The 16,992-nt window shown below is 68.2% G+C and carries 14 protein-coding genes and 2 pseudogenes; 10 read left to right on the top strand and 6 right to left on the bottom strand.

Features of this window, described 5'->3' with window-relative positions; translation table 11 throughout:
* Positions 1-2 precede the first annotated feature (2 nt).
* Positions 3-1,055, top strand: coding sequence for an AraC family transcriptional regulator (locus BTH_RS02480; protein WP_009895450.1), 1,053 nt, complete (start codon positions 3-5; stop codon positions 1,053-1,055).
* Here the strand turns inward: BTH_RS02480 and BTH_RS32760 are convergent.
* Positions 1,009-1,284, bottom strand: a pseudogene (locus BTH_RS32760) (LysR family transcriptional regulator); the annotation flags it as partial. The gene BTH_RS02480 and the pseudogene BTH_RS32760 overlap by 47 nt on opposite strands.
* Here BTH_RS32760 and BTH_RS32755 point away from each other — a divergent pair.
* Positions 1,276-1,570 (top strand): annotated as a pseudogene (locus tag BTH_RS32755) (hypothetical protein); the annotation flags it as partial. The pseudogenes BTH_RS32760 and BTH_RS32755 sit on opposite strands and share 9 nt — an antisense overlap.
* Before the next feature lie 159 nt (positions 1,571-1,729).
* Here the strand turns inward: BTH_RS32755 and BTH_RS02470 are convergent.
* A complete protein-coding gene (locus BTH_RS02470) occupies positions 1,730-2,644 on the bottom strand; it encodes a LysR family transcriptional regulator (RefSeq protein ID WP_038707688.1) in 915 nt (304 codons plus the stop codon).
* A 222-nt stretch (positions 2,645-2,866) separates the two neighbouring features.
* On the opposite strand from BTH_RS02470, the gene benA reads away from it, so the two are divergent.
* Genes benA through BTH_RS02450 form a run of 4 tightly spaced genes read left to right on the top strand, consistent with a single transcriptional unit; the run spans position 2,867 to position 6,576 of the window.
* A complete protein-coding gene (gene benA / locus BTH_RS02465; RefSeq protein ID WP_009895440.1) occupies positions 2,867-4,234 on the top strand; it encodes a benzoate 1,2-dioxygenase large subunit in 1,368 nt (455 codons plus the stop codon).
* Complete coding sequence (gene benB / locus BTH_RS02460) at positions 4,231-4,722, top strand: benzoate 1,2-dioxygenase small subunit (protein ID WP_009895438.1); 492 nt, start codon at positions 4,231-4,233, stop codon at positions 4,720-4,722. Before benA ends, benB begins: the two co-directional genes overlap by 4 nt.
* Before the next feature lie 43 nt (positions 4,723-4,765).
* A complete protein-coding gene (benC, locus tag BTH_RS02455; RefSeq protein WP_009895437.1) occupies positions 4,766-5,782 on the top strand; it encodes a benzoate 1,2-dioxygenase electron transfer component BenC in 1,017 nt (338 codons plus the stop codon).
* The gene (locus tag BTH_RS02450) at positions 5,782-6,576 is read left to right on the top strand and encodes a 1,6-dihydroxycyclohexa-2,4-diene-1-carboxylate dehydrogenase (RefSeq protein ID WP_009895436.1); all 795 of its coding nucleotides are present in this window, start codon (positions 5,782-5,784) and stop codon (positions 6,574-6,576) included. The genes benC and BTH_RS02450 overlap by 1 nt, the downstream gene beginning before the upstream one ends.
* 54 nt (positions 6,577-6,630) lie before the next feature.
* Here the strand turns inward: BTH_RS02450 and BTH_RS02445 are convergent, their stop codons facing one another.
* The gene (locus BTH_RS02445; protein ID WP_009895434.1) at positions 6,631-7,572 is read right to left on the bottom strand and encodes an alpha/beta hydrolase; all 942 of its coding nucleotides are present in this window, start codon (positions 7,570-7,572) and stop codon (positions 6,631-6,633) included.
* A gap of 304 nt (positions 7,573-7,876) precedes the next feature.
* Between BTH_RS02445 and BTH_RS02440 the strand changes: the two genes are divergently transcribed.
* From BTH_RS02440 to BTH_RS02430, 3 genes are read left to right on the top strand one after another with little or no spacing between them, the layout of a single operon-like run.
* The gene (locus BTH_RS02440; protein WP_009895433.1) at positions 7,877-8,362 is read left to right on the top strand and encodes a MarR family winged helix-turn-helix transcriptional regulator; all 486 of its coding nucleotides are present in this window, start codon (positions 7,877-7,879) and stop codon (positions 8,360-8,362) included.
* The gene (locus tag BTH_RS02435; RefSeq protein WP_009895432.1) at positions 8,359-8,931 is read left to right on the top strand and encodes an isochorismatase family cysteine hydrolase; all 573 of its coding nucleotides are present in this window, start codon (positions 8,359-8,361) and stop codon (positions 8,929-8,931) included. Before BTH_RS02440 ends, BTH_RS02435 begins: the two co-directional genes overlap by 4 nt.
* A gap of 22 nt (positions 8,932-8,953) precedes the next feature.
* Positions 8,954-10,006 (top strand): FUSC family protein, encoded by a 1,053-nt coding sequence (locus BTH_RS02430; protein ID WP_009895431.1) that lies wholly within the window; start codon positions 8,954-8,956, stop codon positions 10,004-10,006.
* Positions 10,007-10,110: 104 nt separating this feature from the next.
* Here the strand turns inward: BTH_RS02430 and BTH_RS02425 are convergent, their stop codons facing one another.
* The 3 genes from BTH_RS02425 to BTH_RS02410 form a co-directional block, all read right to left on the bottom strand.
* Complete coding sequence (locus tag BTH_RS02425; protein ID WP_011400919.1) at positions 10,111-11,331, bottom strand: ISL3-like element ISBma1 family transposase; 1,221 nt, start codon at positions 11,329-11,331, stop codon at positions 10,111-10,113.
* A gap of 163 nt (positions 11,332-11,494) precedes the next feature.
* Positions 11,495-13,057, bottom strand: coding sequence for an amino acid permease (locus BTH_RS02420; protein ID WP_009907241.1), 1,563 nt, complete (start codon positions 13,055-13,057; stop codon positions 11,495-11,497).
* 529 nt (positions 13,058-13,586) lie between these two features.
* Positions 13,587-14,477 carry a metal-dependent hydrolase gene (locus BTH_RS02410; RefSeq protein ID WP_009895427.1) on the bottom strand — a complete coding sequence of 297 codons (891 nt, stop codon included), beginning with the start codon at positions 14,475-14,477 and terminating at the stop codon, positions 13,587-13,589.
* 676 nt (positions 14,478-15,153) lie between these two features.
* On the opposite strand from BTH_RS02410, the gene BTH_RS02405 reads away from it, so the two are divergent.
* The gene (locus BTH_RS02405) at positions 15,154-16,533 is read left to right on the top strand and encodes an MBL fold metallo-hydrolase RNA specificity domain-containing protein (RefSeq protein WP_009895426.1); all 1,380 of its coding nucleotides are present in this window, start codon (positions 15,154-15,156) and stop codon (positions 16,531-16,533) included.
* The last annotated feature ends 459 nt before the right edge of the window (positions 16,534-16,992 follow it).

The raw sequence follows: 16,992 nt of genomic DNA, 5'->3' as shown, positions 1-16,992 counted from the left end.
CGATGACGCGGCGATCGACGAAAGACAATCTGGGCCTGCGCCGGCCGACGATTCCGGTCGCGTACCTGCGGCATCTGCTGAAGGTGTTCGACGAGCGCGGCATCGACGCGCGCGACGCCCGCGCGGGCACCGGCCTGCGCGACGCCGTGCTCGGCGAGCCGGACGCGCGCATCGCGCCGTCGCAGTGGGGGAGGCTCGTGCTGAACGCGATCCGGCTGAGCGGCGACGAAGGAATCGGCTTCGAGCTCGGGCTGCGGCTGCGGATGTCGGTGCACGGCTTTCTCGGCTACGCGGCGCTGACGGCCGCCGATCTGCGCGCGTCGCTGCTCGTCAACGCGCGCTATTTCCGGATGCGCAACAGGCAATACCGGCTGCACTACGCGGAACGCGACGACGGCGCGACGCTTTCGCTGCACGGCGTGCAGGCGAGCCCCGTGCTCCAGCATCATGCGATGTTCGAAATCGTGCTGACCGGGATCGCGCAGAACGTCGGCACGGTGACGGGGCGCGCCGATCCGCCGATCGAGCTGCAATTCGCGTGGCCGCAGCCCGACTACTACGCACGCTATCGCGACCGGCTGCCGCCCGTGCGCTTTGACTGCGCGGCGAACGCGGTGTGGGTGTCGCACGACGCGCTCGGCTGGCCGCTGCCGATGGCGGACGAAGTCGCGCACCAGCAGGCGCTCGCGCAAGTCGAGCGGGAATACGCGGACGTGCGCCACGAGGAGGGCGACCTCGTCGCGCGCGTGCGCGCGGAGCTCACGCAATCGGCGCACGGCTACCCGGGGCCCGACGAACTCGCGCGACGCCTCCTGATGTCGACGCGCACGCTGCGCCGGCGGCTGCTCGATGCGGGCTCCGGCTATCGCGCGCTCGTCGACGAAGCGCGGCTGCGCGACGCGCGCCGGCTGCTGCGCGCGTCGGATCTCGATCTGAGGACGATCGCCGAGCGGCTGCAGTTCAACGATCCGGCGAATTTCACGCGCGCGTTCCGCAAGTGGACGGGACTCACGCCGAGCGCGTACCGCGACGCGGGCGGCGAAGTCGAGCGATAGCCGGCGCGCGCCGCTCGTCGACATACGCGCCGAGCCCTTCGGCCAGCGCCTCGAACGCCGCCCGGCAGCGCGGGCTCCCGCGCGGGTCCTCGTGCATCGTGACCCACATATCGAGCCGGCCGGCAAACGCCTTCGGCAGCATGCGCGCGAGCGCGGGGTCGCGCTTCGCGAACGCGGCCTGGCAAACGCCGATGCCCGCGCCGCAGCGGATCAGCGCGAGCTGCGCGAGGATTCGCCGCAACACCCGCTGCCCCGCAAGGGTGCGATCCGCGTGGAAATGGAGCGACGCCTGCGCGACGCCGCGGAGGCGGGCGCGCGCGTGTTGATCGTGCGCGCGGGTGTCGTCCGTCAGTGGGCGCGTCTCCCCGACGTCGCGCAAGCGATGGTCGAATTGCTCGCGCGCCGCGCTCGGCCGCGAACCGCACACGCCGCTGGAAGCGGCGGTCGAAACGACGCTCGACGCGCTCGGCTGCCTGCACGGCCGCGCACCGCGCGCCGCGCCGTCAGTGCGCTGACCGCGCGGCCGCGGCGATGCCGGCCCGCCCGGCGGTGCGGCGCGCCCCGGCCTCGTGCGGCGAGGCATCGCTCGCGCGCGCGTCTGCGCGAAACGTGCGCCATCGGCACGCCGGCGCTCCGCCGCCATGCGCCCCGGCATCGCGCTCCCCGCCTCCCGCTCATCCGTGCGGCGGCAGATACGCCATATTGAATTCGTCGTACAAGCGATAAATCAGCTCGAGCATCGCGCGAATGTCCTCCGATTCGTCGAGCATCCGCGTGCTCATGATGATCGGCGACACGAGGTTCGGATCGTCGAGCTCCTTGTAGCCGACGTCGTCGCGCCTGAGCCCGTACACGCTGTGCGGCACGACGGATACGCCCTCGCCCGCCGCGACGAGCCCGAGCGCGATCTGCAGCTCGCGCGTCTCGTAGATCCGGCGCGGCTTCAGCGCGCGATCGTGGAACGCGGCGAGCACCTGGTCGGCATAGCTCGGCCGCGGCGACTTCGGGAAGATGATCAGCGTCTCGTTGACGAGGTCGTGCAGCGACAGCACCGGCTTCGTCGCCTCGAGCGGATGCCCGTCCGGCAGCGCGACGATCATCCGCTCCTCGCGCAGCACGATGCGCCGCACGCGCGGGTCCTCATGGCGAATGCGGCCGAAGCCGACGTCGATCCGCCCGTCCTTGAGCGCCTGGATCTGGTCCATCGTCGACATCTCGTGCAGGCTCAGCTCGACTTCTCCGTGCTCCGCGCGAAAGCGCCGGATGATGCGCGGCAGCATCCCGTACAGCGTCGAGCCGACAAAGCCGACCGACAGCGCGCGCTCGATCTTGCCGATGCGCTTCGTCATCGATTCGAGCTCGGCCGTCTGCGCGAGCAATTGCACCGCGTGCGAATAGAAGAAGCGCCCCGCGTCGGTCATCTTCAGCGGCCGCGCGTGACGCTCGAACAGCATCACGCCGAGCGCGTCCTCGAGCTGCTGGATCTGGCGGCTCAGCGGCGGCTGCGCGATGTGCAGGCGCTCGGCCGCTCGCGTGAAGTTCTGCTCCTCCGCGACCGCGACGAAGTAGCGTAGATGCCGCAATTCCATCTTCATACCTCGAGGATATCGATCCGATACTCAATCAGTGTTGGACGCACCGTTTTGCCGGCAACTATCCTCAAATCTGGCCGCGCCGTCGTCGAGCACTATACCTGCGAAGCATCGCAAGTTCATCCGGGGTTTTCCGCACGACGCGCGTTGCGGCGCAGCGCCGGACCGTCCGTCCGGAACGCGCGCCGGTACCGATCAGAGCCCATCAGGAGACGCCCCATGATCCCGATCCATCCGGATCGCCATCCGACGCCGCGCAGCCTCGACGAGTTCCTCGTCGAAGACAAGGCCTGCGGCGACTACCGGCTGCACCGCAGCGCGTTCACCGACGAAATGCTGTTCGAGCTCGAGATGAAGCACATCTTCGAAGGCAACTGGATCTACCTCGCGCACGAGAGCCAGATCCCGAACGCGAACGATTACTACACGACCACGATCGGCCGCCAGCCGATCGTGATCGCGCGCAACCGCCAGGGCGAGCTGAACGCGTTCGTCAACGCGTGCACGCATCGCGGCGCGATGCTGTGCCGGCACAAGCGAGGCAATCGCGCGAGCTACACGTGCCCGTTCCACGGCTGGACGTTCAGCAACAGCGGCAAGCTGCTCAAAGTGAAGGACCCCGAAGGAGCCGGCTATCCGGACTGCTTCAATCGCGACGGCTCGCACGATCTGAAGAAGATCGCGCGCTTCGAGAACTATCGCGGCTTCCTGTTCGGCAGCCTGAATCCGGACGTCGAGCCGCTCGCCGCGTACCTCGGCGACGCCGCGCGCATCATCGACATGATCGTCGATCAGTCGGCGGACGGCCTCGAAGTGCTGCGCGGCTCGTCGACGTACACATACGAAGGCAACTGGAAGCTCACCGCCGAGAACGGCGCGGACGGCTACCACGTATCGGCCGTTCACTGGAACTACGCGGCGACCGTCAATCACCGCAAGACGGACGCGCAGCACGAAGACGCGATCCGCGCGATGGATGCGGGCAACTGGGGCCGCCAGGGCGGCGGCTTTTATGCGTTCGATCACGGCCACATGCTGCTGTGGACGCGCTGGGCGAATCCGGAGGACCGGCCGAACTTCGATCGCCGCGACGAATTCGCCGCACGCTGCGGCGGCGACGTCGCCGACTGGATGATCCGGAACTCGCGCAACCTGTGCCTGTACCCGAACGTCTATCTGATGGACCAGTTCGGCTCGCAGATCCGCGTGCTGCGCCCGCTCGCCGTCGATCGCACCGAAGTCACGATCTACTGCATCGCGCCGAAGGAAGAAGCGCCCGACGCGCGCGCGCGACGCATCCGCCAATATGAGGATTTCTTCAACGCGAGCGGGATGGCGACGCCCGACGATCTCGAGGAATTCCGCGCATGCCAGCAGGGCTACGCGGGCCGCGCGGTCGAATGGAACGACATGAGCCGCGGCGCTTCGCACTGGATCGAGGGCCCCGACGAAGCGGCGCGCCGGATCGGCATCCGGCCGCTGATGAGCGGCGTGAAAACCGAGGACGAGGGGCTCTACACGGTCCAGCACCGCTACTGGATCGCGACGATGAAGCGCGCGCTCGCCGCCGAAAGGAGCCGCGCATGAAGACGATCGACATCGCCTGCATCCAGGCGTTCCTCTACCGCGAGAGCCGGCTGCTCGACGACAAGGCATGGGACGCGTGGCTCGACTGCTATCACCCGGACGCCGAGTTCTGGATGCCGTCCTGGGACGATGCGGACACGCTCGTCACCGATCCGCAGCGCGAGATCTCGCTCATCTACTACCCGAACCGGCAGGGGCTCGAGGATCGCGTGTTCCGCATCAAGACCGAGCGATCGAGCGCGACGATGCCCGATACGCGCACGAGCCACAACATCGCGAACGTCGAGCGCGAAAGCGTAGACGGCGACGTGCACGTCGTACGCTTTAACTGGCACACGCTCAGCTATCGCTACAAGACGGTGTCGAGCTACTTCGGCATGTCGCGCTACGCGATCGATTTCGCAGGCGACGCGCCGAAGATCGTCAGCAAGTACATCGTCCTGAAGAACGACTACATCAACCAGCTGATCGACATCTACCACATCTAGCCGGTGCGCGCCGCGAGATCGCGGCTCGCCCGAGGAACGCACCATGGAACACCGCATCGCCCTGCAGTTCGAAGACGGCGTCACCCGCTTCATCGCGTGCCGCGAAGGCGAAACGCTCGCTGACGCCGCGTATCGCCAGCAGATCAACATCCCGCTCGATTGCCGCGACGGCGCGTGCGGCACCTGCCGCTGCCGCTGCGAATCGGGCGACTACGATCTGCCCGAATCGAGCTATATCGAAGACGCGCTCACCGCCGACGAGGCCGCGCGACGTTACGTGCTCGCTTGCCAGACGCGCCCGCGCTCCGATTGCGTGATCGACGTGCCCGCCTCGTCCGCCGCATGCAAGACGGGCGCCGCGCGCCACGAGGGCACGCTCGCGTCGGTCGAGCGGCTGTCCGCGTCGACGCTGCATTTTTCGATCGACGTCGACGAACCCGCGAAGCTCGCGTTTCTCGCCGGGCAGTACGTGAATGTCGAGATTCCCGGCGTCGGCGCGACGCGCTCGTACTCGTTCAGTTCGCGGCCGGGCGACGCGCGCGTGTCGTTTCTCGTGCGCAACGTGCCGGGCGGACGGATGAGCCGCTACCTCGCCGACGAGGCCGCGCCCGGCCAGCGCATCGCGTTCTCCGGCCCGCACGGCAGCTTCTACCTGCGCGACGCCGCGCGGCCCGCGCTCTTTCTCGCGGGCGGCACCGGCATCGCGCCGTTCCTGTCGATGCTCGACGTCTGCGCATCGCGCGACGGCGCGCCGCCCGTGCGGCTCGTCTACGGCGTCACGCGCGACGACGATCTCGTCGCGCTCGAGCGCCTTGGCGACGTCGAGCGCCGCCTCGCCGGCTTCGCGTACCGGACCTGCGTCGCGGACGACGCGAGCGCGCACCCGCGCAAGGGCTACGTGACCGCGCACGTCGAGCCCGACTGGCTGAACGGCGGCGACGTCGACATCTATCTGTGCGGCCCGGTGCCGATGGTCGACGCGGTGCAGACGTGGCTGCGCGAGCGCGGCGTCGCGCCGGCCAACCTGTACTTCGAAAAATTCTCGTCGAGCAGCGCGTGATGACCATACATCACGCCCCCGGCCGCTTCGACGGCAAAGTGACGATCGTCACGGGCGCCGCACAAGGCATCGGCCACGGCGTCGCGCGTCGCGCGGCGCGCGAAGGCGCGACGACGGTGCTCGTCGATCGCGCGGATCTCGTCCACGACGTCGCGGCCGACATCATCCGCGACGGCGGCCGCGCGCTCGCCGTCGTCGCCGATCTCGAAACGTACGCGGGCGCCGAAGCGATGGCGCGCGCGGCCGTCGACGCATTCGGCGCGATCGACGTGCTCGTCAACAACGTCGGCGGCACGATCTGGACGAAGCCGTTCGACCGCTACGAAGTCGCGCAGATCGAAGCGGAAATCCGCCGCTCGCTGTTCCCGACGCTGTGGTGTTGCCGCGCGGTGCTGCCCGGCATGATCGCGCGCGGCGGCGGCGCGATCGTCAACGTGTCGTCGATCGCGACACGCAGCGTTCATCGCGTGCCGTACGCGGCCGCGAAAGGCGGCGTCAACGCGTTGACCGCGAGCCTCGCGTTCGAGCACGCGGCGCACGGCATTCGCGTGAACGCGGTCGCCGCGGGCGGCACCGACGCGCCGCCGCGTCAGGTGCCGCGCAACACGGAACCGCCGGGCGACGACGATGCGCGCTGGTATCGCGCGATCGTCGACCAGACGCTGTCGTCGAGCCTGATGCATCGCTACGGCACGATCGACGAGCAGGTCGCCGCGATCCTGTTTCTCGCATCGGACGAGGCGTCGTACATCACCGGCTCGGTGCTGCCCGTCGGCGGCGGCGATCAGGGCTGAGCGCCGCCGCGCCCGCGCGTCGCAACCCGGTTGCGCCCTCGTTCGCGGCCGCGCTCACGTCCGGGCGCGCGGCGCGCCGCGCACGAATGCGGCAACGTCATCGAGCACCGGCAGGAAGCGCCGCAACGGCAAGCCGAACGCGCCGACGAGCAGCGCATGCCCGATTCCCGGATAGAGCCTTACCTGCACCGCGCCGCCCGCGGCGGCGACGCGCGCGGCGAATCGCGCGGTGTTGCCCGGCTTGACCGTCGCGTCGCGCAAGCCCGATGCGAGCAGCATCGGCGGCTCGCTGCCGTCGACGAAGCGGATCGGCTGGCTCGCGTCGCGCACCGGCTCGGGAAAGATCCGCTCGAGCGTCGCATCGTTGAGCGGCAGGAAATCGTACGGACCGGCGAGCCCGACCACGCCCGCGAGATCGCGCTTGTCGAGACCGTGCGCGCGGAGAAAGCGGCCGTCGGTCGCGAGCAGCGTCGCGATCTGCGCACCCGCGGAATGGCCGGTGACGTATACGCGGCGCGGGTCCGCGCCGAGCTCGGCCGCGTGATCGCACGCCCAGCGCACCGCTGCGGCCGCGTCCTCGACGAAATCCGGGAACACCGCATCCGGATAAAGCCGGTAATCGGGAATCGCGACGACGCAGCCGCGCGACGCAAGCGCCTCGCCGACGAACCGGTAGTCGCCTCGCCGGCCGCGCCGCCAGCTGCCGCCGTAGAAGAACACGACGATCGGCAAGCCGCCGCCCGCAGTCGGCGCGCAGCGGTCAGCCGGCAAATAGATGTCGAGCGCGCGACGCGGCCCCGCGCCGTACGCGATGTCGAACCGGCCGACGAACGTCGGACGGCGAGCGGCCGCGTTCAGCACGGCCAACGGATGGCGGCCGGCCCACACGCCGAGCGTCACGGCCGATCCGATCAACATCCCCCCTGTCAGCATCGCCTGCTCCTCGTTGGCTCGAACGACGGTTCGCACGCCGCGCGCAGCCCGGCCGGCGCGCATTCGGCATTCACACGATTCAACCGCTGCATCGCGCTCGATCCGCCGCGCGGTCGGCCGCGCGAATCGCCGTCGATGGAAAACCGATAAACGATAAGGCAACCCAACAAGCGCTTGGTAGGCATAGAGTGCCGTCTCGGTATTCGCCTGCTCGCCCGAATGCGAACGGCCGCACGCCGCGCCGCGCGCACGATGACCGCGCCGCCGCAGGCATGGGCACCGCGCAACGTCGGGCGCCGCAATATCCGCCGCTTTCGATCGGCTCCCGATATTGCTATACAAATATAGCTATATTAAAGTAGCAAACATGATCACCGCCCAGCACCTCCAGCAAGCTTCCCGCCTGCGCGGCCACATCACAGCGCTCAACCGGCGTCTGCGTCGCGAGGCGCAGGCCGATCCCGTGCAGTTCTCACAACTGGTCGTCCTCGGCGCGATCGATCGTCTCGGCGGCAACGTCACGCCGTCCGAGCTCGCGTCGGCCGAGCGAATGCGCTCGTCGAATCTCGCCGCGCTGCTGCGCGAGCTCGATGGCGCCGGCCTGATCCAGCGTCATGCGGACCCGGCCGATGGGCGCAGGAGCCGCGTGACGCTGACCGCGATCGGCAAGCAGATGCTGTACGGCAACCGCGCGAAGCGCGAGGAATGGCTCGTGCACGCGATGCAAGCATGCCTGAACGCCGACGAACGCGCGCTGCTCGCCGCCGCCGGCCCGCTGCTCGAACGCCTCGCGCGATTCGACGAAGCGGCAAGCGCCGCGCCGCCCGCCCCCTCCCCCAGGAGCTCACGATGAACACCGCATTGATCGGCCTCGACTACATCGTCGACATCATGCATCCCGCCGGCAAGATCGCCCGCAGCGCCGCGCACGCCGCGCAGCGCGACGTCGTCGGCCGCTTCAACCGCGCGCTCGCCGCCGCGAAGCGGAAAGACTGGCTGCGCATCGGCGTCAAGGTCGGCTTCGAGCCCGGCTACGCGGACTTGCCCGCGCATTCGCCGATGTTCGGCCGTGCGAAGGAGTTCGGCGCGCTCGATCTGAGCGGCCCCGGCACGGCGTTTCACCCGGATCTCGACGCGGACGCCGTGCAGCTCGTCGTCGTCAAGCCGCGCGTGAGCGCGTTCTACGCGACGCGCCTCGAAGCCGCGCTGCGCGCGCACCGGATCGAGCGCGTGATCGTCGCGGGCGTCAGCACGACGTGGGCGGTGCAGGCCGCGGCTCGCGACGCGCACGATCGCGACTACGAAGTGCTCGTGCTCGAAGACGCGTGCGCCGCCGCGACGGAAGACGAGCATCAGCGCTCGATCGACGCGCTGCGCGGCATCGCGCGGATCGTCACGGTCGACGATCTCGCGGCGCTGTGAGCGCGGCTCGCGCGAGGCCTGCATGAGCCGCGCGCGGCGCGGCGCGCTCGCCGCCCGGATCGGCGCCGCGTTCGACCTGCCGACGCTCGGCCGCACGCTCGTCGTTTGCGCGCCGACGATCGCGCTGTACGGCGCAACCGGCGATGCGCGCTGGCTGCTCGCGTCGATCGCGACGATCGCGATCGCGATCGCCGTCGAGCGCGTCGGCATCGCGCCGCTCGGCGCGCTCGCGCAGGGCGCGGCGATCATCGCCGGCTTCCTGTCGCTGTCATGCGCGCTGAACGCATGGCCGGCGTTCGTCGCCGGCTGCGCGGCGCTCGCGGCGGCGGCCGTCGCGCTGTCGCGCTTCGGCGCGCGGCTGCGCTCGCTCGGCAACTTCGTCTTCATCCCGTCGCTGTATCTGACCTGCGAAGCCGCCGCCGCGCATCTTTCGGCGCCCCGGCTCGTTCCCTATCTGTGCGCGGCGATGCTGCCGCCCATCGCGCTGTCATGCATCGCGACGCTGCGCGGCGTGCCTGCGGCGCGGCGCCTGCACGCGCTCTCGGGCTGGCGCGACGCGCGCGATCTCGGCCGGCCCGCCGCGTGGGGCAATGCGATGCAGGCAATCGTCGCGGTCGCGCTCGCGGTGGCCGTCGCCGCGCTGCTCGTCGAATGGCGGCGCATCGACAACGGACAATGGGCGATCTGGTCCGCCGCGAGCGTCGTGACCGGCGATGCGGCCACCGCGCACCTGAAGCTGCGCGATCGCGGCCTCGGCGCGCTCGTCGGCGTGCCGCTCGGCCTCGCGGCCGGCTACGCGCTGCCGCAGGGCGCGCTCGTCTACACGCTCGCGACGCTCGCGTCGGCGCTCACGCTCGTCGCGTTCCGCCATTACGCGAGCGGCTTCGGCGCGCGCTGCGCGTGCATCGCATGTGCATCGTGGGTCGCGCAGCAGTCCGCGGCGATCGCCGTCGAGCGCGTCGTCAACGTACTGGCGGGCGGCCTGATCGGCGTCGCGTTCGTGCTCGCGACGCACTGGCTCGCCACGCGCCCGCTCGCACGATGGCGCGACGCGCGTGCGCATCGCCGCGCTTGACGCGGCAAGCGCCGCGTCCGCTCGCGCGGCGTTCACGACGCGCCACGCGCGCCGTCGAGCCCAAACACCGGCGCGACGGGCAACGCAAACAAAAAAAAAGCGGTTCATCGCGGAATCCCGGGGAACGCGGCGCGGATCTTGAGGAAGAAGTATTGCTCGTCGCGGTACCCGTAAGCTCGGCGCTTGATGACCTTGATCGTGTTGTTGATGCCTTCGACGACGCTGGTATTGAGCGGATGGCGGCAGCGGGCCACGATTCCGTGCCAGTAACCCTGCAAGCGCTGGGCGAACTTTTGCAAGGCGGCGATCCCGCTTTGCTGAGCCTGTTCGAACCATTGCCCCCAAGCCTTTTCCGCGCAGGCCGGCTTGCGGTAGAACCAGAGCCGTTTGAGCTCGTCGCGCAGCACATAGACGCATAACAGCGACTGATTGGCCGCCAGCAGTTCCTTCAGATGCACGGCCTGTTCTGGCTTCAGGTTATGACGGTTGCGCAGCAGCAACCAGCGACTGGACTTCAGAACCTTGCGGGCCGGCTTGTCATGTCGCAGTTGGTTGGCCTGATCCACCCGTACCCGATCGATCACCTCGCGACCGTACTTGGCCACGACGTGGTACAGGTCAAAGACGATTTCCGCCTGCGGGCACTGTTCCTTGATCTCCAGCTCATAGGCCGTGGTCATGTCGATTGCGACCGCTTCGATGCGCTCGGCCACGCCTTCGGGGAGTTGTTCGAAGAAGGCGCGCGCCGTCTCGCGTGACCGTCCGGGCCCAACCCAGAGGACCTGCCGGCCGATCGGATCAACCACCACCGTGGCGTAGCGATGGCCTTTATGGAGCGCGAACTCGTCCATCGCCAGATAACGGATCGTCGACCAGTCCGGTTCGGCCACGCGCGCGCGCAAGCGCATCTTGTCGATCGATTTGACCGTGTGCCAGCCCAGATCGTAGAAGGCCGCCACGGCCTGTACGCTGGCGGCCTGCAGCAACTTCTCGCAGGCCTGGGCAAACCGCTCCGTCACCCGCTGGTAGCGGCCCAGCCAGTCCAGCTTCTCCAGCCGCGCTGCGCCGCAGCGTTCGCACCAGACTCGGCGTCGAGGCACGTGCAGCACCACCCGGTACTCGAACAACGGCAGATCACGTACCCGCCGTACGGTCGTTTCATGAATCTGCTGGCAACGCGCACCGCATTGCTCGCAGTACATGATCCGACTGACCGGCTTCAGGTAGAGCGACAGCGTGCGGCTATCGCCCTGCGGCCACTCCACCCGCTCCAGCCGATAGCCTGTCCAGCAACCTAGTGCCTGAAGTGCCTTGCGATCGAGCAATTCCGCCTCCTGACATCCATAAAATCAGGCGTCAGGTTACGCAATCGTTCTCCAAGGCTCCACGGTTTTCTGCGATGAACCAAAAAAGCGGCCGCGCCCGATGCCGGGCCGGCCGCCTGTCGAATTCGCAGCGAAGCGAACGAGCGCTGCGGGACGCGATGCGTTATGAAGCCGCTTCGGGGCTCGACGGCACGCGAATGGCCGCCGCTTCGCGTGCTTCGTGCGCCGCCGCGCGCTCGTGCTCGGCCACCCACGACGCGATGTCCATGTCTTCGTAACCGACGAAGCGCGTCTTGTGGACGAGCCGATAGCCGAGCCACACGACGAGGAAGAGCGGAATGCCGACGTAGGTCGCGAGCACGCCGACCCAGTCGATCTTGTTCGCGAGGAACGCCTGATAGTCCTGGCCGAGCGCGATCACGATGCACAGCGCGAACGCGAAGATCGGGCCGTACGGGTACAGATTCGACTGATACGGCAGCTGGTCGACCGAGAAGCCCTGGCGCACGTAGCCCTTGCGGAAACGGTAGTGGCTGAGCGCGATGCCGAGCCACGCGATGAAGCCCGTCATCCCCGATGTGTTCAGCAGCCACAGATACACCGTCTTGTCGCCGTATAGCGACGACAGGAAGCACAGCGCGCCGACCGCGGTCGTCGCGTACAGTGCGTTGCGCGGCACGCCGCCCGCCGAGAGCTTCGCGAACAGCTTCGGCGCGCGGCCTTCGGTCGCGAGGTTGTGGAGCATCCGCGTCGACGCGTACATCCCCGAGTTGCCCGCCGACAGCACGGCGGTCAGAATCACCGCGTTCATCACGCCGGCGGCGAACGCGAGGCCCGCGTGTCGGAACACGAGCGTAAACGGGCTCACGCCGACGTCGGTCACGTCGCTCTTCAGCAGGTTCGGATCGGTGTAGGGAACCAGCACGCCGATCACGAAGATCGCGAGCACGTAGAACAGCAGGATGCGCCAGAACACCTGACGCACCGCGCGCGGAATCGTCGTGCGCGGGTTTTCCGATTCGCCGGCGGCCACGCCGATCAGCTCGGTGCCCTGGAACGAGAAGCCGGCGATCATCGCGACGCCCATCATCGCGGGCAAGCCGCCCGCGAACGGCGCGTCGCCGATCGTGAAGTTGCTCCAGCCGTTGCTCGGGCCGCCCTTCAGGATGCCGAAGATCATCAGCAGGCCGACGCCGATGAATGCGAGCACGGTGACGACCTTGATGAGCGCGAACCAGTATTCGGCCTCGCCGAAGCCGCGCACGGTCAGCACGTTGAGGAGGAACATCACGCCGAGGAACGCGGCGCTCCACCAGACGCCCGGCACGTCGGGAAACCAGTAATGCATGACGAGCTGCGCGGCGACGAGCTCGACCGCGATCGTCACCGCCCAGTTGTACCAGTAGTTCCAGCCGAGCGCGAAGCCGAAGCCTTCCTCGACGTATTTCGCGCCGTACGTCGCGAACGAGCCCGACACCGGCATGAACGCGGCCATCTCGCCGAGACTCATCATCAGGCAGTAGACCATCAGGCCGATCAGCAGATAGGCGAGCACCGCGCCGCCGGGGCCCGCCTGCGAGATGGACGCGCCGGACGCGACGAACAGGCCCGTGCCGATCGAGCCGCCGATCGCGATCATCGTCAGGTGACGGGCTTTCAGGCTGCGGCGCAGCTGAGGAGGATTCGATTGTGCGGTTGAGTTGTCGGAATTCGGGTGTGGTGACATAACGGGCTGGCAAAAGCGGCGGGCGACGGTTCGACGCCGCGCCGGGCAGGACGCCGGATTCGGCGCGTCCCCGGGACGATCCGCGGCGCGCGGCCCGGTGCCGACCGGGCGCGCCGCGCCGCACGCATTTTTTGCGCAGCGCGGATTCTACCCGATTCATCAGAGCTCGCCTGCAACATGACGTGCTGCGGCGCGCAAGATCGGTTCCGGCAAAACGCTTTGCCGATCAATGGGTTGCACACGATACGCGGCGGCTCGTGGCTCGCCGCCGCGTATCGCGGGCCGGCGCGCGTCCGGTGCAGCGCGGCATCGAAAAATATGACGAATGTGGAATCGGCCGATCTTCGCTGCGGCGCAACGCGGCGCGAGGCGTGCCGAAGCGGGGCAAGAAACGGGCAAAACGCCGCGAGGCGGCGCAACGAGAACGAACGTCGGCCGCGCATGGGCTCCGGCGAGCGGGGCCCGAAAAAACGGAAGGGCCGCTCGTAGCGGCCCTTCTCTTCTCCCTGATTTGCCTGCTTGTCCTGCGTTACACCGCCTGCGGCACCGGATGCAGCGGCACCCGGCGCGGCGCAGCCTTCGCCGCCTGGCGCGCATTGCTCGCGTCGATCTCGGCGAGCAGATCGTCGATGCGCTCCAGATGCACGCTGTTGTCGTGATCCCACGGATGGAAGCCCGGACGGAAGTAGTCGATCCACTCGCGCGCGATCTGCGCGAAGATGCCGTTCTTCGGGCCCCACAGATACTTGACCAGCTTGCCGATGCCGAGCCCCCCGCCGATGCGGCTGCGATGCGAGATCAGCAGACGCGTGTTGAAATCGAACAGCGTCGCCCAGAACACGAGCGTGACGAACAGCATCGTCCCGGTGCGCAGCAGGTAGCTCACGAGGCTCGGCTTCATCACGGCGCGCCATACGTCGTACGCGACCGCCTTGTGCTCGGTTTCCTCCATCGAGTGCCACATCCACATCTGGCGATAGCCGTCGACTTCGCTCGTCGTGATGCGATTCGCGAGCACGAGGCCCGTGAACATCGCGGTGTAGTGTTCGAGCGCCATCGTGATCGCGAGCTGCATCGAATGCGGCAGCACTTTCTTGAACCAGCCGAGCACCGTCCACAGGCGCTTGTCGAGCTTGTGCGCGGGCAGGCCCGCCGCCTGCAGCAGATCGTTGAATTCGACGTGCTCGCGCGTATGCATTGCTTCCTGGCCGATAAAGCCGGCGATGTCGCGCTTCAGATTCGGTTCGTCGATCCGGTCGCGATAGTTGCGCACCGAATCCATGAAAAAGCGCTCGCCCGCCGGAAACAGCAGCGACAGCGCGTTGAACAGATGCGTCACGCCCACGCCTTCGGTGTGCCAGTCGCAGATACGGTCAGGCGGCAGGGCGAAGCGGATATCGCGACGAACAATCGGATTCACAGTATTTGTCTCCATGGTCCCGTCAGGGAACGTCGGTGCGACTCGATGCAGCGCCCCGGCGGTTCTATTTGGGGATTGGGGCGCGGTCGCCATCTCACATCAAATCATCAATCAACGTTACATTGATGGATGTCATGATAGGAGACGTTCGACATCCGCGCAAGAACGACTTCACGCAAAAAACTCGTGAATCGCTGCGGAGTTTCCCTACCCGCCCGCGCAAACCTCCAGTGCGCGCGGCGCTCGGCGACGCCCGAGCGCTTCCTTCAAACGGCGCGCCCGCGCCATGGCAATGCGTGCCGACGGCGCGCTTGCGCAGCGGCGCCCATTGCTTGCCTACGGTTTTGCGCACGCCGCTTTCGCAGCGCGCAAGCGGCGTCGCACCAATCGCCCGATGCCCACACGGCGAGCGTCGCGCGCATGCGTCTGCCCGATTTTTCCGCAGTTGCGTTCGCCGCATCGCAACGCCCCCGGCACCCCGTTTAACCCGACGCCGCCAGTTGCGGGGCGTCCTCTGCGCCGCACAAGCACGGAGCGCCGCGCCTTCTTCGGGTCACGCCCCTTTTTGCCGCGAGCCAAGAAGGCTTCGCCGCGCAGGTTGATCCACGTCAGCAATGCGCGTGTCGCGTGTAGTGCAATGGGCGCATCGAACACCACACGCTTTTCGGGAGGTCGCATGAAACTGACGTTCCTCGGCGCGACGGAAACCGTCACGGGCTCGAAGTACCTGCTCGAGGATGCCGGGACACGCGTCCTCGTCGATTGCGGGCTGTTCCAGGGCACGAAGAAGCTGCGGCTGTGCAACTGGAACCCGCTGCCCGTGCCCGCCGATTCGATCGACGCCGTCGTGCTCACGCACGCGCATCTCGATCACAGCGGCTATCTGCCCGTGCTCGTGCGCGAAGGCTTCCGCGGGCCGGTCTATTGCACGCACGGCACCGCGGCGCTCAGCGAAATCATGCTGATGGACAGCGCGAGGCTCCTCGAGGAAGAGGCCGATTTCGCGAATCGCCACGGCTACTCGAAGCACCATCCGGCGTTGCCGCTCTACACGACCGACGACGCGCAGCGCGCGCTCGCGCGCCTCGCGCCGCGCGATTTCGACGCGCCGACGACGCTCGCGGCCGGCCTGAACTTCCGCCTGCTGCCCGCCGGACACATTCTCGGCGCGGCGAGCGTCATCGTCTGCTGGCGACACACGCTGCTCGCGTTTTCCGGCGACCTCGGCCGCACGCACGATCCGATCATGCGCGCGCCCGTGCCGCCCGTTCACGCGGACTATCTCGTCGTCGAATCGACTTACGGCGACCGGCTTCACGACACGAGCGACCCCGAGACCGAACTCGCCGACGTGTTCGCGAAGACCTTCGCGCGCGGCGGCGTGGTCGTGATGCCATGCTTCACGGTCGGACGCGCGCAGGAGATCCTCTACTACATCGCGCAACTGAAGAAGACCGGGCGAATGCCGCACGTGAGCGTCTTTCTCGACAGCCCGATGGCGACGAGCGTGACCGAAATCTACCGGCGGCGGCTCTCCGACCACCGGCTCACGATGTCCGACGCGGACGCGATCGGCCACGCGGCGGTGATGGTGCGCACGGTCGAGCAATCGAAGGCGATCGCCGATCACAACGGGCCGATGGTCATCATCGCGGGCAGCGGGATGGCGACGGGCGGCCGCGTGCTGCACCATCTCGCGCGCTACGCGCCCGACAGCCGCAACACGATCCTGCTCGTCGGCTACCAGGCGGCGGGCACGCGCGGCGCGGCGCTCGCCGCGCACGAGCCGACGCTGAAGATTCACGGCGAATACGTGCGCGTGCGCGCGCAAGTCGAGATGATCTCGTCGCTGTCCGCGCACGCGGACTACGGCGAGATCCTCGGATGGCTCGGCGCGCAGTCGAGCGCGCCCGTACGCACGTTCGTCACGCACGGCGAGCCCGCGGCGGCCGACGCGCTGCGGCGGCGGATCGAGGAAACCCTGCATTGGCGCTGCGAGGTGCCGTCGTATCTCGAATCGGTCGAGCTCGAGGACGCACACGCGCGCGCGAAGTGATTTCGACGTGACGCGCGAAGCGCCGGGCACGCGCCGATGTCCTGCGCTTCGTGAAGCCGAGCGCATCGAGCGCTTCAAACGCGTCGGCCCCATCGGCCGGACCCGTCCGGATATCGCCGCGCGCCCCGATTCGTCGGGATCAGGCGCGACGAATCGGCAGACGAATGCAGTGCGGGCGCACGCTTGCCGCAAGATCCGACGCGGATGTTTCGTCACCCTGAATGATTGCGCGGAACAATCGAGCGACAACGACGGCGGAATGGTCTTGGCTCGATGCATCCGAAGCGCGGCCGGCCAAGGGCGGCCGGCAAGGAGGCCCGCGGTCGCGCCACCCCGGCAGCGCGGCATGCCGCCGTTTCAGGCATGCGATGCAGGCACCGCGCGAACCAGACGTCCGGCGACGCCACGCGCGGCGTGGGCCGCCCCGCGCGCGACGCATCGAGGCGAAGCGCCCCGCCC

Origin of the sequence: Burkholderia thailandensis E264 (assembly GCF_000012365.1) — a bacterium.
In the GTDB taxonomy this organism is placed as follows: Bacteria; Pseudomonadota; Gammaproteobacteria; order Burkholderiales; family Burkholderiaceae; genus Burkholderia; species Burkholderia thailandensis.
The sequence above is the reverse complement of the archived record's forward strand: the minus strand, read 5'-3'. Positions and strand labels throughout refer to the sequence as shown.